Raw genomic sequence first — 14,640 nt, forward strand, 5'->3', positions numbered from 1 at the left:
GTCGGGAGCACGCCCACCCGGCCGAGTTCCGTTGTGGCTCTTGTGGCGTCACCCGGCGCCGGCTGCGGACGAAAACGCCGACAGCCGCAGATCCGGAAAGGATCTGCGGCTGCCGGAGAACGGGGATCACGCCGAGGCGGTGATCTCCCATTCGTAGATCGTCAGTGCCGAGGCACCGGTGGTGTGCACCGGGTCGGTGTGCGCGATCGCCGTTGCGGCGGCGAGGCTTTCGGCCAGGATGACGTAGGCGCCACCGCTGCCGTCGGTGAACTTGCCGCTCTCCTGGAGCTGACCCTTGTCGATCAGTTCCTGCAGGAACACGCGGTGCGGTTCGATCACGGACGCGTCGAAGCGCGGCGTGCGCATGACCATCACCAGGTACTTGTTCGCCACGGATCATGCCTCCGGGTCCGGGCGCGGGGCCCGGGTGGCGGCCGCGGCGGCGCGCACCTGCGGCGCGACCTGCACGACCTGGCCGAGCACCCCGTTCACGAACGACGGCGAGTCGTCGGTGGACAGCTCCTTGGCCAGCTCCACCGCCTCGTCGACCGCCACGACCGGCGGCACATCGGTGGCGTGGAACAGCTCCCAGACCGCGATGCGCAGGATCGCCCGGTCGACGGCGGGCAGCCGCGACAGCGTCCAGTCCTGCAGGTACGACTCGATGGTGCCGTCGACGCGATCGAGATCGTCGGCGACGCCTTCCACGAGGGTGCCGGTGTAGGCGTGCACGGGGGCGACGCTCTGATCGCGGGTCGCGAGCTCGGCACGTTCGGCGAGCAGGTCGGAGACGTCGACGTCACGCGCCTCCGCCTCGAACAGCAGGTCGACGGCCCGGCGGCGTGCCTTGTGGCGTGCGCCGAGCTTCTTGTACGAGCCCTTCTTGTCCGGGGAGTCCGCCACGATCAGGCGTTGACGCGGCCGAGGTAGCTGCCGTCGCGCGAGTCGATCTTCAGCTTGTCACCGGTGTTGATGAACAGCGGGACCTGCACCTCGGCGCCGGTCTCCAGGGTGGCGGGCTTGGTGCCGCCGGTGGAGCGGTCGCCCTGCAGGCCGATGTCGGTGTGCTGCACGACGAGCTCGATGGTGACGGGGAGTTCCACGAACAGCGGCGCGTCCTCGTGCACGGCCACCTGCACGCCCATGTTCTCCAGCAGGAAGCGCGCACCGTCACCGATGGTGGCCTCCGCGATGGAGATCTGGTCGTAGGTGTCACCGTCCATGAAGATGTAGTCGGTGCCGTCGTGGTACAGGTAGGTCATGTCGCGACGGTCGACGGTCGCGGTCTCGACCTTGACACCGGCGTTGAAGGTCTTGTCGACGACCTTGCCGGACACGACGTTCTTCAGCTTGGTCCGCACGAACGCGGGGCCTTTGCCCGGCTTCACGTGCTGGAATTCGACGATCTGCTGGAGCTGACCGTCGATCTTCAGCACAAGGCCGTTCTTGAAGTCGCTGGTGTCCGCCACTGTCCTCGGATCTCCTCGTTCGTTTACTGCGGGTCTGGGTGCGACCGGCGTCAGCCGACGACGGTCAGGTCCTTGGTGGTGAGGGTGAGCAGTTCCGGGCCCCCTTCGCGCACCACGAGCGTGTCCTCGATCCGGACCCCGCCGCGGCCGGGAAGGTACACACCAGGTTCGACGGTCACCGCCACGCCAGCAAGAAGTGTACCGGTACTGGTTTTGGCGACTCCCGGCGCTTCGTGGATCTGCAACCCGACGCCGTGCCCGAGACCGTGCACGAACTGCGGACCGTAGCCCGCGTCGTGGATGACGACCCGCGCGGCGGCATCCACCTCCTTGGTCTCGGCACCCGGTTTCAGCGCCTCGCGACCCGCGCGCTGGGCACGGGCGACCAGCTCGTAGATCTCACACTGCCAGTCCGCGGGCTCGCCGAGCACCAGGGTGCGGGTCATGTCGGAGTGGTAGCCGTCGACCACCGCGCCGAAGTCGAACTTCACGAAATCGCCCGCGGCCAGCACCGCGCCGGTGGGCCGGTGGTGCGGGATGGCGGAGTTGGCGCCCGCGGCGACGATCGTCTCGAACGAGATGGCCTCGGCGCCGTGGTCGAACATCGCCCATTCCAGGTCGCGGGCGACCTGGCGTTCGGTGCGCCCGGGCCGGATCTGGCCGCGCTCGAGCAGGGTGGCCAGGGCCGCGTCGGCGGCGGCGCAGGCGGCGCGCAGCTGGGTGACCTCGTAGGGGTCCTTCACCATCCGCAGCTGCTCGACCAGCCCGGAGGTGGGCACCAATTGCAGGCCGGTGCGCTGCTCCTGGAAGGACTTGTGCGCGTCGACGGTGACGATGTGGCTCTCGAACCCCACCCGGCCCAGCTGCCACTCCCCGGCCAGTTCGAGGATGCGCCGGGCCGTCGCGCGGGCGATCTCGGCCCGCAGATCGGGCACCTGGGCGGCCACCTGCGCGGAGTACCGGCCGTCGGTGCCGAGGACGGTGCGGTCCTCGGCGCCGCGCATGTCCCAGGAGTGCACCAGCAGCACGGCATTGGACCCGGTGAAGCCGGTCAGATAGCGGATATTGACCAGATCGGTGACCAGCAGCGCGTCGACGCCGTTCTCCACCAGCAGGCTCCGCAGGGCGCCCCTCCGCGCGGCGTGGTCGGGACCCGGGTTGTCAGCACACATGGGTCAACGCTACCGCCGAACGCGCGACACGTCGGCACCGAACGCGGGTCTCGTCGCGGCGTCGGCACAACTGGACACCGGGCTGTCCACAATCGGGAAAGTTGTCCACATTCGCCGGAGCGGGGGTCGATCGGCGACGCGCGGGCCAGCACGATCGATGGCATGACCACTGCCGCGTATTGCCTGCTCGTCGCCTGGTGTCTGCTGCTGGGCGTCATCGATATCCATGCCCGCCGATTGCCCAATGCCCTCACCGGCGCCGGGGCCGCCGCCGTCTTCCTCTATGCCGGGTGCACCGGCCAGCTCACCACCGCCGTCGCCGGTGCCGCACTGCTGACCATGCCCTACCTGGTGACCCATCTGCTCTCCCCCGCCGCGCTCGGCGCCGGTGATGTGAAGCTGGCGGTGGCGCTGGGTGCCGCCGCGGCGCTGGCCGGGGCGGCCGCGTGGACCTGGGCCGCGGTCGCGGCGCCCGTGCTCACCGCACTGGCCGCGGCCGCGATGCTGGGCAGGCGGTGGGTGCGCGAACGACTGCGACACGCCGTCGACCGGGTGCGCTCGGCCGGGGATCGACGTCTCGTCCCGCACGGGCCCGCCATGTGCCTGGCCACGGTCTCGGCGATAGCGCTGACATGATCGCCGCGGCGACCCGCCCGGCCGATCGGGGCATCGATCCCGCTGCTCCGGTGCCGTCCGGGACGGGTCCGGCGCGGCCCCGGGACGGTGCCGGGCGGCATCGTGCGGCCCGGCGCGGTGCCGACGTGCCGCTCGTCACGTCGGACCACGTCACCACCTACGCGTGTCGACGTGGGAAGATGGTCGGCGTGTTGCGCTGGATAACTGCCGGAGAATCCCATGGTCCCGCTCTCGTCGCCCTCCTGGAAGGGATGGTCGCCGGAGTCGAGGTGACATCGGACGATGTCTCCGCTCAGCTCGCGCGCCGCAGGCTCGGCTACGGGCGCGGCGCCCGCATGAAGTTCGAGGCCGACAAGGTCACCCTGGTCGGTGGCGTGCGCCACGGCCGCACCATGGGTGGTCCGGTCGCCATCGAGGTCGCCAACTCCGAGTGGCCCAAGTGGACCGAGGTGATGTCGGCCGATCCGGTCGACGAGGCCGAGCTGGCCGGGATGGCGCGCAACGCGCCGCTGACCCGGCCGCGGCCCGGGCACGCCGACTACTCGGGCATGCTCAAGTACAACTTCGACGACGCCCGCCCGGTGCTCGAGCGCGCCAGCGCGCGTGAGACCGCGGCCCGGGTGGCCGCGGGCACGGTGGCCCGCAACTTCCTGCGTCAGGCCTTCGGCGTCGAGGTGATCTCGCACGTGGTGTCGATCGGCACCGCGGTCAACGCCACCGGTGTCGTCCCGGGCGCGGGCGATCTCGACGCCATCGACGCCAGCCCGGTCCGCGCGTTCGACGCCGAGGCCGAGGCGGCCATGATCGCCGAGATCGAGGCCGCGAAGAAGGACGGCGACACCCTCGGTGGTGTCGTGGAGGTCATCGTGGACGGGCTGCCCATCGGTCTCGGTTCGTTCATCAGCGGCGAGCAGCGCCTGGACTCGCGCCTGGCCGCCGCGCTCATGGGCATCCAGGCGATCAAGGGTGTCGAGGTGGGCGATGGTTTCGAGACCGCGCGCCGCCGCGGCAGCCAGGCCCACGACGAGATGCGTCCCGGTCCCGACGGCGTGCTGCGCTCGACCAACCGCGCCGGTGGTCTGGAAGGCGGCATGACCAACGGCGAGGCGCTGCGCGTGCGCGCGGCGATGAAGCCGATCTCGACGGTGCCGCGCGCGCTGTCGACCGTCGACATGTCCAGCGGTGAGGAAGCCGTCGCCATCCACCAGCGCTCCGACGTGTGCGCGGTGCCCGCGGCCGGTGTGGTCGCGGAGTCGATGGTCGCGCTGGTCGTGGCCCAGGCCGCGCTGGAGAAGTTCGGCGGCGACTCGCTGGCCGAGACCGTGGACAACATCACCAGTTACGTCAAGCGGATCGGCAACCGCCCGCACGTGCCCGCGGACAGCCGTACGTCGTGACCGGGCCGGGGCAGCAGGGGGCCGCGCAGGACGACGCGGGCCCCGCTCCGGTGACCGTCGAGCCCGTGGCGGGCCCGGCCGGGCAGGGGGCCGAGGGCCCGCGCGCGCGGATCGTGCTGGTCGGTCCGCCCGGTTCGGGGAAGTCGACGATCGGGCGCAAGCTGGCCAGGGAACTGGGCGTCGAGCTCTACGACACCGACGCCGGGATCGAAGCCGACACCGGCCGCGGCATTCCCGAGATCTTCGCCACCGACGGCGAGCCGGAGTTCCGCCGGATCGAGGAACAGGTCGTGCGCCGCGCGGTGCTCGAGCACGAGGGCGTGGTGTCGCTCGGTGGCGGTTCGGTGCTGTCCGAGCGCACCCGTGCGGTGTTACGCGGGGCCACCGTGGTGTATCTCGAGATCAGCATCGGTGAAGGCTTGCGGCGGACCGGGTCCAGCAATGCCCGGCCGCTGCTCAACGGTGCCGACCCGGCGGCGAAATACCGTGAGCTGATGAACATCCGGCGTCCGCTCTACAAGGAGGTCGCCACCGTCCGGGTCCGCACCGACGGACGCAGCCCCGGCCGGGTCGTGCGGATGATCCTGGCCAAGCTCGGTCTGGAATCGGTACGCACCGACCTCGACGCCGAACGCAAAAGCGGAAACGCCGCTCCCCCGGCGAGTTCGACGAGCAGGCCCGGGATCGGCAGCAATCGGTCGCGGGCGCGGCGCCGGGCCAGGGCCCGGGCCGCCGCCGCCCGGCGGGCCGAGCAGCCGGGCACCACCGAACGGACCGGGACCGCCGACACCGGCCGGAACCGTTCCGCCGCACCACGATCCGAAGCCGACACCGCGGCGCAGGGCGCGGGCAACCGCACCGGCCAGGGCGAGCAGCGCACGGCGAACACCCGCCGCGCCCGCGGGACCAGGTCGCGCCGCGGCGGCGCGCGCATCCGCACGGCCGCGGCGAACCGGGAAGCCGCCAACCGCACGGCCGCCGCGAGCGAACGCGGCACCTCGACCGAGGCCGGAACACGCGCCAACACCACCGAATCCGCGAGCTCCCGAGCCGGATCGGGACAGCAATCCGCGAGCCCGCGCACCGGAACGGGACAGCCCGCCGGGGCCGACCGCACCCGGCGCACGCCGCGCCGCCGCGGCCGACGCACCACCAACGACCAGAGAGAATCGGAGCAGCGCACGTGACAGAGCCGACCACCATCCAGGTCCGCACCGCCGACCCGTACCCGGTGATCATCGGTCGCGGACTGCTCGGCGACCTCGTCGAGGCCGTCGGCGCGGGCAATGCCGTGCGGACCGTGGCGATCTTCCATCAGCCCCCGCTGGCCGAGACCGCCGAGGTGGTGCGCAAGGCGCTGGCCGACACCGGCATCGACGCGCACCGCATCGAGATCCCCGACGCCGAGGACGGCAAGGACCTGGCCGTGGCCGGGTTCTGCTGGGAGGTACTCGGCCGGATCGGGCTGACCCGCAACGACGCCATCGTGAGCCTGGGCGGCGGCGCGGCCACCGACCTGGCCGGTTTCGTGGCCGCCACCTGGATGCGCGGCGTGCGCATCGTGCACGTGCCGACCACGCTGCTGGCCATGGTGGACGCGGCGGTCGGCGGCAAGACCGGCATCAACACCGAGGCGGGCAAGAACCTCGTGGGCAGTTTCCACGAGCCCGGCGCGGTGCTGGTCGACCTGGCCACGCTGGAGACGGTGCCGCGCAACGAGATCGTGGCGGGCATGGCCGAGATCATCAAGGCGGGCTTCATCGCCGACCCGGTGATCCTCGACCTCATCGAAGCCGACCCGGCGGCCGCGCTCGACCCCACCGGAGAGGTGCTGCCCGAACTGATCCGGCGGGCCATCCAGGTCAAGGCCGATGTGGTCGCCGCCGATCTCAAGGAATCGAGCCTGCGCGAGATCCTGAACTACGGCCATACCCTCGGCCACGCCGTGGAGCGGCGCGAGCGCTACCGCTGGCGCCACGGTGCCGCGGTCTCGGTCGGGCTGATGTTCGCGGCCGAGCTGGGCAGGCTGGCCGGGCGGCTCGACGACGCCACCGCCGACCGGCACCGCACCATCCTGGAGAGCGTCGGCCTGCCGGTGAGCTACGACGCCGAGGCGCTGCCCCAGCTCATGGACGCGATGCAGACCGACAAGAAGACCCGGTCGGGCGTGCTGCGGTTCGTGGTGCTCGACGGCCTGGCCAAGCCCGGCCGGCTGGAGGGCCCGGACCCGAGCCTGCTGGCCGCCGCCTATTCGGCGATCGCCCGCGAGGACAAGCCGGGCGGCGCGATCCTGCTCTGAACGAGCGATGCCCACCGCCGTGCGGCGGTGGGCAGCTCCGGGGACCGGGCGCTATATCGCGGCCCGGTCGTCCTGTCTCAAGCGGTGGCGAGCTCCGGTTCGGCGGTGCTCTCGGCGGTCTCGGCGGCTTCCCTGGAGCGGCGGGAGCGGCCGAGCGCGAAGGCGACACCGCCCATCGCGGGCAGGAAGATCAGCAGCATGATGAACGAGGCCGCCGAGGTCATTTCGAACAGCGCGCCGCTGTCACCGAGTTCGACGCGCGGGATCTGATCGAGCACCCAGCACACGGCACTGCTACTCAGGCCCGCGCCGAACCCGGCGGCCAGCCAGCGCACGGTGAGGTCGGCGCCGCCGACGCGCCCGTCGCGCAGGCCCCAGGCCACGGCCGTACCGACGAGCACGATCAGGCAGGCGGCCCGCCACACCAGGCCGTAGGTCGGCAGCGTCGCCATCGCGAATCCGAGCAGGACCCGCAACGCGACGACCAACGCGCCGAGACTGATGGCTCGTAACACCCAAGCGGTCATGGCCAACACCTTAGCGGGAGAAAACTAGAACCGGTATCAATTCTGGGGATCGGCGGGCCGATCCAGCGCCGCGGCCATCACCGCGCGCGGGGCGGGCTGCCCGGTGAACAGTTCGACCTGCCCGTAGGCCTGGTTCAGCAGCATCTGCAGCCCGCTGACCACCGTGTGCCCGGCCGCGGCCACCGCCTCGGCCAGCGGGGTCGGCCACGGGTTGTAGATCGCGTCGAGCACCACCGGTGCCGCGGCCACCGACGCGGCGACCCCGGCCGCCGCGCTCGCCGGAATCGTGCTGACCACCGCACCCGCCCGCGCGCAGACGGCGCCGAGGGTGTCGTCGTCGAAGCCGATGGTGGACACCGCCATGCCGAGCCGCTCGGCGAGCTCGAGCGCGTCGCGCGCCCGGCCCGCGTCGCGGGCGACCACGGTCACCGTCTCCGCGCCCAGGTCCGACAGCGCCAGCAGGGCGGGCCGAGCGGTACCACCGGCGCCCAGCACCACGCCCGCGCGCAGGGTGTCGACCCCGCCGCCGCGCAGCGCGCCGCGCACCCCGTCCACATCGGTGCAGTCGGCCAGCCAGCCCGTCTCCGTGCGGACCAGGGTGTTGGCCGAGCCGACCAGGACCGCCCGGTCCGTACGGGTGTCCGCGTGGGCGAGGGCGGCTTCCTTGCCGGGCATGGTCACCGAGAGCCCGACCCATTCCGGGCCGAGCCCGTCGACCAGTCCGGGCAGCTGCTCGGCCGAGCACTCGACGCGCTCGTAGCTCCAGTCCAGCCCGAGGGCGCGGTAGGCGGCCAGGTGCAGCTGGGGCGAGCGCGAGTGCGCGATGGGCTTGCCCAGCACGGCCGCCTTGCGCTCAGCCACCGTAGGGCCGGGAGCTGTCGAGGATGCCGCTGCGCTGGGCCTGGGTGACCAGGCGCAGGTGCTCGGAGTAGTCGTCGGTGAACAGCGTGGTGCCTTCCTTGTCGACGGTGACGAAGTACAGCCAGTCCCCCGGTTCCGGGTTCTCCATCGCCTGCAGCGCGCCGAGTGAGGGCGCCGCGATCGGCGTCATCGGCAGACCGTGCATCGCGTAGGTGTTCCACGCGGTCTCGGTGGCGCGGTCGGCGTTGGTGGTGGCGACCTCGGTGGTGTCGAGGGTGTAGTTCACCGTCGAGTCGAACTGCAGCATCTGGTCGACCTGCAACCGGTTCACGATCACCCGGGCGACCTTGCTCATGTCCTGCGGCTTGGCCTCCCGCTCGACCAGCGAGGCCGCTACCAGGGTCTCGTACGGCGTCAGCCCGGTGGTGGCGCCGGACTGCAGCAGCCCGGTCGACTCGTAGCGCTGCACGCTGGAGCTGACCAGCTGGCGCAGGATCTGCTCGGGCGTCCCGCTGGGATCGAAATCCCAGGTGCCCGCGGCGATCAGGCCTTCCAGCTGCCGGGCCCGGTCGGGGCAGTCCCGCACGCCCTGCATGGCCCATTCCGGCACGCCCAGCCCGGCCAGGTCCATGCTCGCGCCCGCGGCGTCGAGTTGTTCGTAGGTGACGCACTTCTCCTCGGTGCCGAAGCAGCTGGCCTGAGCGATCTTGCGATAGATGCCGTCGTAGCGGCCCCCGGTGCTCACGTCGTGCTTGTCGTGCAGCAGCCTGCCCTCGGAGACGATCACATTGCCCACGCGCGCCTTGCCGCTCACCAGGGTGGTGACGGCGTCGGCGGCCGGGCTGTTCACCCCGATCGCGTAGTAGCCGGGCTGCACGCTGTTCATGCCCGAGTTGCGCACGGCCGCTTGATAGAACGCCTCGCGGCTGGCAACCACACCCTTGTCGTGCATGGCGGCGGCGATCTGGGTGGCGGTGTCGCCGTCGTGGACCTGGACGATGACCTGCGCGCCGGGCGGACCGGCGAAATCCGCGGGCGGGGTGAGGCTGCCGATCAGCTTGTATCCGGCGAAGCCCGCGCCGGCCACCACCAGCAGCATGCAGACGCCGGTGATCAGCCACATGGTGCGGCGGCGCCGCTTGCGCTCGGCGGCCTTGCGCGAGGCGATCCGCGACCGCTTGCGATCGGCCGCGGGCCGGGCGCGCTTGCCCTCGCCGTCTCGCGGCTTCGCCCGCGCGCTGTCGCGCGCGCCGGGGCGGGGCTTGGGGCGCCTGCCGTCGCGAGCGCCCTCGCGCGGTGTGCGGTTCGCGGGGGCGGCCCGCTCGCGCGGACGGCGCGGCGGGGCCACCGGTTCGGGCTCGGGATCGGGCTCGTCGTAGAGCTCGTCCTCGTAGCGCGGGATGACGTCGGTGCCGTCCTCGTCGTCCCAGCCCGCCGGGCCCGACGGCGGCTCGTCGTCCGTGCGCGCGGTGCGCGCGTCCAGGCCCCAGTCGTCGCGCCGGGGGTAGCGCCGATCAGCTTCCCGCGCCCGGTAGCGTTCCTCGGCCCTGGCCCATCGGTCGGTCATGCATCATCTCCGACCGCATTCGTCTCTGCGTCCTTCAACACCGAACTCCGCTCGTCCAACCATCCTTGCAGGATCGACACGGCTGCCGCCTGATCGATCATCTGCCGCTGGCCACGTGCGCGAACCCCGCTGTCGCGCAGCGCACGTGCAGCAGACACCGTAGTCAAACGTTCGTCGGAAAGGCGTATCGGAATCGGGTCGATCACCCTTCGCAACTGCTTGGCAAATTTACGCGCGATACCCGCCGCCGTGCCGTTTTCCCCGCGTAGCGTGCGTGGCAAACCGATGATCACCTCGACCGCCTCGTACTCCCGCACGATCTCGGCAATTCTTTCGATGTCGGCGGGTGGACCGCCCGCGCGCCCGGATTTGGCGCGCGCGACGGTTTCCACCGGCGTGGCGAGGATGCCGTCGGGATCGCTCGAGGCGACCCCGATGCGCACACTTCCGACATCGATGGCGAGGCGGCGGCCGCGCCCGGGGTCGGTCGCCGCGTCCGGTCGATCAGCGGCGGTCTCGTCGGCTGAACCGGGGGTGGTCATCAGCCGGCGAGTTCGGCCACCCGTGCGCGGACCGCGGTCAGACCCGCGGGGATGCCCGCGGGATCCGAGCCGGACCCCTGGGCCATCTCGGGCTTGCCACCGCCGCGACCGGCGATGCTCGGGCCGAAGCTGGCGACCAGGTCGCCGGACTTGACGCCCAGGTCCTGGGCGGCCTGGTTGACCGTCACCACGAACGGTGCCTTGCCGTCGACATCGCCGAGCAGCACCACCACCGCCGGATCGCTGCCGAGACGGCCGCGGATATCGGTGGCCAGTGTGCGCAGGTCACCGGCCGTGACGCCGGTGGGCGCGGCGGCGGCGACCAGCCGGACCGCGCCGACCCGCTCGGCCTGCTCGGCGAAGGTCCCCGCCGAGGACAGCACCGCGGCGATCTTGGTGCGCTCGAGTTCCTTCTCGGCCACCTTGAGCCGCTCCACGAGCTGCTCCACGCGACCGGGCACCTCGTCCGAGGGCACCTTCAGCGAGGACGCGACACCGGCCAGCAGCGCGCGCTCCTTGGCCAGGTACTTGTAGGAGTCCAGGCCCACGAAGGCCTCCACGCGGCGCACGCCCGAGCCGACCGAGGACTCACCGAGCACGGTGATCGGGCCGATCTGCGAGGAGTGCTCGACGTGGGTGCCACCGCACAGCTCCATCGAGAACGGGCCGCCGATCTCCACGACGCGCACCTCGTCGCCGTAGTTCTCGCCGAACAGCGCCATGGCGCCCATTTCCTTGGCCTTGGGCAGATCGGTGACGAAGGTGTTCACCGGGAAGTCGGCACCGACGGCGTCGTTGGAGACGGCCTCGATGTCGGCCTTCTGCTGCTCGGTCAGCGCGCCCTGCCAGTTGAAGTCGAAGCGCAGGTAGCCGGGCTTGTTCAGCGAACCCGCCTGCACGGCGTTGGGACCGAGCACCTGGCGCAGCGCGGCGTGCACCATGTGCGTGCCGGAGTGGCCCTGGGTGGCGCCGCGACGCCAGGCCGGATCGGCCTGGGCGAGCACGATATCGCCCTCGGTGATCTGACCCTGCTCGACGGTGGCCTTGTGCACCCACAGCTTCTTGGCGATCTTCTGCACATCGTTGATGCGCAGCTTGAGGCCGTTGGCGGTGATGGTGCCGCGGTCGGCGATCTGGCCGCCGGACTCGGCGTACATCGGGCTGCGGTCGAGGATCACCTCGACATCGGACCCGGCCTGGGCGGCGGGCACCCGCACGCCGTCGGCGATCAGGGCCAGCACGTTCGCCTCGGAGGTGAGCTCGTCGAAGCCGGTGAACTCGGTGGCGCCGCGGTCGACCAGTTCCTTGTAGACGGTCAGGTCGGCGTGCGCGTGCTTGCGGGCCTGGGCGTCGTCCTTGGCGCGCTTGCGCTGCTCGGCCATGAGCGAGCGGAAGCCCTCCTCGTCCACCGAAAGGCCCGCCTCGGCGGCCATTTCGAGGGTGAGGTCGATCGGGAAGCCGTAGGTGTCGTGCAGGGCGAAGGCGTCCGAGCCCGCGATCTGCTTGCCGCCCTTGGACTTCACCGCGGTGGCGGCGTTGTCGAAGAGGGTCTCTCCGGTGTTGAGGGTCTTGCGGAAGGCGGTCTCCTCGCCGACCGCGACGGTCTCGATGCGCGAGAAGTCGGTGGCCAGTTCGGGGTAGGACGGCGCCATCAGGCCGGAGACGACCTTCATCAGCTCGGCCATCACCGGCTTCTCGGCGCCCAGCAGGCGGGCCGAGCGCACGATGCGGCGCAGCAGGCGGCGCAGCACGTAGCCGCGGCCGTCGTTGCCGGGGTTCACGCCGTCGGCGATGAGCATGGCCGAGCTGCGGACGTGGTCGGCGATCACGCGGAAGCGCACGTCGTCGGCGTGCTCGACGCCATACGAGCGGCCGGTGAGCTGCTCGGCCTTGTCGATGATCGGGCGCAGCAGGTCGGTCTCGTAGACGTTCTCCACGCCTTGGAGCAGCATGGCCACGCGCTCGACACCCATGCCGGTGTCGATGTTCTTGCGCGGCAGCGAACCGATCGGCGGGAAGCCCAGCTTGGGGCTCTCGTCGCCGCGGATGTCCTGCATGAAGACGAGGTTCCAGATCTCGAGATAGCGGTCCTCGTCGGCGACCGGGCCGCCTTCCTTGCCGTAGGCGGGGCCGCGGTCGTAGTAGATCTCCGAGCAGGGACCACCGGGACCGGGCACGCCCATGTCCCAGTAGTTGTCCTTGCCGTCGCGGAACTGGATCCGTTCCTTCGGGATCCCGGCCACCCGATGCCAGATCTCGGCAGCCTCCGGGTCGGACTCGTAGGCGGTGACCCAGATGCGCTCGGGATCGAAACCGAAGCCGCCCTCTTCCTGGGACTTGGAGATCAGCTCCCAGGCCAGGGTGATGGCGCCTTCCTTGAAGTAGTCGCCGAAGGAGAAGTTGCCCGCCATCTGGAAGAAGGTGTTGTGGCGGGTGGTCACGCCGACCTCGTCGATGTCGCCGGTGCGCACGCACTTCTGCACGCTGGTCGCGCGCGCGTACGGCGGCGCTTCCTGTCCCAGGAAATACGGCTTGAACTGGACCATGCCCGCGTTGACGAACAGCAGGTTGGGGTCGGCCAGGATCAGCGAGGCGCTGGGCACCTCGGTGTGTCCGGCGCGGACGAAGTGGTCCAGGAAGCGTCGGCGAATCTCGTGGGTCTGCACAAATACCCAGCCTACCGGTGCGGCGCACGTGGTTTTTCATCGCCCGGGGTGGTCCGCGCCACCACCCCGGAGCGCGGTCAGCGGCCGCGCACGATGCGGCGCAGGCGGGCCACCCGGGGGCCGACCTCCCGTTCGTAGCCGTGGTCGGTGGGCTCGTAGTAATCGGTGCCGACCAGTTCGTCGGGCGGGTACTGCTGGGTGACGACGCCCTCGCGCGCCTTGTGCGGGAACTTGTAGCCCTGGGCGTTTCCGAGCCGGGCCGCGCCGGAGTAGTGCCCGTCACGCAGATACGGCGGTACCGCGCCTGCTTTGCCCGCCGTGATATCGGCCATGGCCTTGCCGATCGCGGAGGTCACCGCCCCGGATTTCGGCGCGGTGGCCAGGTGGATGGTGGCCTGGGCCAGGGCCAGCTTGCACTCGGGCAGCCCCACCTGCTGGACCACCTGGGCAGCGGCGGTGGCGGTCTGCAGGGCGGTGGGGTCGGCCATGCCGATGTCCTCGCTGGCGTGGATCATCAAGCGGCGCGCGATGAATCGCGGGTCCTCCCCCGCGGCCAGCATGCGGGCGAGGTAGTGCACGGCGGCGTCGACATCGGAGCCGCGGATGGACTTGATGAAGGCGCTGATCACGTCGTAGTGCTGGTCACCGGCGCGGTCGTAGCGCACGGCGGCCTTGTCGACGGCGGTCTCGACGAGTTCGAGGTCGACCGTGCCGTCCTCGGCCGATTCGGCGGAGGCCTCCAGCGCGGTCAGCGCGCGGCGGGCGTCGCCTCCCGCGATGCGCACGAGGTGGTCGACGGCCTCGTCGGTGACGGTGACGGTGCCCGCCAGCCCCCGCTCGTCGGCGACGGCGCGTTCGAGTACCGCCCGGATGTCGGCGGGGGTCAGCGATTGCAGCTGCAGGATCAGCGAGCGCGACAGCAGCGGGGCCACCACCGAGAACGACGGGTTCTCGGTGGTCGCGCCGACGAGCAGCACGATCCGGTTCTCCACCGCGGCCAGCAGAGCGTCCTGCTGGGTCTTGGAGAAGCGGTGGATCTCGTCGATGAAGAGCACGGTCTGCTCGCCTGCCGTCAGCCGCCGCCGTGCCAGGTCGATCACCCCGCGCACCTCCTTGACCCCGGCCGAGAGGGCAGAGAGCGCCTCGAAGCGGCGGCCGGTGGCCTGCGACAGCAGCGAGGCCAGGGTGGTCTTGCCGGTGCCGGGCGGCCCGTAGAGCAGCACCGAGGCCGCGCCCGAGCCCTCCACCAGGCGGCGCAGCGGCGAGCCGGGACCGAGCAGGTGCTGCTGGCCGATCACCTCGTCGAGGGTGCGCGGGCGCATGCGGACGGCGAGCGGGGCGCCCGGATCGCGACGGATCATCGCCTCGGCGCCGGGCTCTGACTCGGCGTGCGCGCCGGGCACGTCGAAAAGACTCTCGCTCACACCGAGCAGGGTACCGACGGGGTCGGACAGGTTCGCCGCACCGGCGCGCGACCGACGTAGAAGTGGACAGTCGACCAACA

Annotated in this window: 13 protein-coding genes and 1 pseudogene; 4 read left to right on the plus strand and 10 right to left on the minus strand. The window is 71.3% G+C overall.

What is annotated here, in order from left to right; all coding sequences use genetic code 11:
• Window positions 1-126 precede the first annotated feature (126 nt).
• Genes WA675_RS10605 through WA675_RS10620 form a run of 4 tightly spaced genes read right to left on the minus strand, consistent with a single transcriptional unit; the run spans window position 127 to window position 2,641 of the window.
• Window positions 127-393, minus strand: a complete 267-nt coding sequence (locus tag WA675_RS10605) for a YciI family protein (RefSeq protein WP_336084045.1) — start codon at window positions 391-393, stop codon at window positions 127-129.
• A 3-nt stretch (window positions 394-396) separates the two neighbouring features.
• Window positions 397-903 carry a transcription antitermination factor NusB gene (gene nusB / locus WA675_RS10610; RefSeq protein WP_336084047.1) on the minus strand — a complete coding sequence of 169 codons (507 nt, stop codon included), beginning with the start codon at window positions 901-903 and terminating at the stop codon, window positions 397-399.
• 2 nt (window positions 904-905) lie between these two features.
• Entirely contained in the window at window positions 906-1,469 is a 564-nt protein-coding gene (efp, locus tag WA675_RS10615) for an elongation factor P (RefSeq protein ID WP_302870843.1), read from the minus strand.
• Window positions 1,470-1,519: 50 nt separating this feature from the next.
• Window positions 1,520-2,641 (minus strand): aminopeptidase P family protein, encoded by a 1,122-nt coding sequence (locus WA675_RS10620; RefSeq protein WP_336084051.1) that lies wholly within the window; start codon window positions 2,639-2,641, stop codon window positions 1,520-1,522.
• Window positions 2,642-2,803: 162 nt separating this feature from the next.
• Here WA675_RS10620 and WA675_RS10625 point away from each other — a divergent pair, with 162 nt between their 5' ends.
• The 4 genes and pseudogenes from WA675_RS10625 to aroB all read left to right on the plus strand — a co-directional run bounded on the left by WA675_RS10625 (window position 2,804) and on the right by aroB (window position 6,973).
• Window positions 2,804-3,277: an A24 family peptidase gene (locus WA675_RS10625; protein WP_336084053.1), complete on the plus strand. Its 474-nt coding sequence runs from the start codon at window positions 2,804-2,806 to the stop codon at window positions 3,275-3,277.
• Window positions 3,278-3,465: 188 nt separating this feature from the next.
• On the plus strand, window positions 3,466-4,674 hold the full coding sequence (aroC, locus tag WA675_RS10630) for a chorismate synthase (protein ID WP_336084188.1): 1,209 nt from the start codon (window positions 3,466-3,468) through the stop codon (window positions 4,672-4,674).
• Between the two features lie 65 nt (window positions 4,675-4,739).
• Window positions 4,740-5,447: pseudogene (locus WA675_RS10635) on the plus strand (shikimate kinase); the annotation flags it as partial.
• A gap of 410 nt (window positions 5,448-5,857) precedes the next feature.
• A complete protein-coding gene (aroB, locus tag WA675_RS10640) occupies window positions 5,858-6,973 on the plus strand; it encodes a 3-dehydroquinate synthase (RefSeq protein ID WP_336084054.1) in 1,116 nt (371 codons plus the stop codon).
• Between the two features lie 77 nt (window positions 6,974-7,050).
• Here aroB and WA675_RS10645 read toward each other — a convergent pair whose 3' ends face one another.
• From WA675_RS10645 to WA675_RS10670, 6 genes are all read right to left on the minus strand, one after another.
• Entirely contained in the window at window positions 7,051-7,500 is a 450-nt protein-coding gene (locus WA675_RS10645) for a B-4DMT family transporter (RefSeq protein ID WP_336084055.1), read from the minus strand.
• A 36-nt stretch (window positions 7,501-7,536) separates the two neighbouring features.
• Window positions 7,537-8,361, minus strand: a complete 825-nt coding sequence (locus tag WA675_RS10650) for a shikimate dehydrogenase (protein WP_336084056.1) — start codon at window positions 8,359-8,361, stop codon at window positions 7,537-7,539.
• Window positions 8,354-9,928: an endolytic transglycosylase MltG gene (locus tag WA675_RS10655; RefSeq protein WP_336084057.1), complete on the minus strand. Its 1,575-nt coding sequence runs from the start codon at window positions 9,926-9,928 to the stop codon at window positions 8,354-8,356. Before WA675_RS10655 ends, WA675_RS10650 begins: the two co-directional genes overlap by 8 nt.
• Window positions 9,925-10,470: a Holliday junction resolvase RuvX gene (gene ruvX / locus WA675_RS10660; protein ID WP_336084058.1), complete on the minus strand. Its 546-nt coding sequence runs from the start codon at window positions 10,468-10,470 to the stop codon at window positions 9,925-9,927. The genes WA675_RS10655 and ruvX overlap by 4 nt, the downstream gene beginning before the upstream one ends.
• Entirely contained in the window at window positions 10,470-13,136 is a 2,667-nt protein-coding gene (alaS, locus tag WA675_RS10665; protein WP_336084059.1) for an alanine--tRNA ligase, read from the minus strand. The genes ruvX and alaS overlap by 1 nt, the downstream gene beginning before the upstream one ends.
• 77 nt (window positions 13,137-13,213) lie before the next feature.
• A complete protein-coding gene (locus WA675_RS10670; RefSeq protein ID WP_336084189.1) occupies window positions 13,214-14,590 on the minus strand; it encodes a replication-associated recombination protein A in 1,377 nt (458 codons plus the stop codon).
• Between the last annotated feature and the right edge of the window lie 50 nt (window positions 14,591-14,640).

It is taken from the genome of Nocardia sp. SSK8 (genome assembly GCF_037034205.1).
Taxonomy (GTDB): domain Bacteria; phylum Actinomycetota; class Actinomycetes; order Mycobacteriales; family Mycobacteriaceae; genus Nocardia.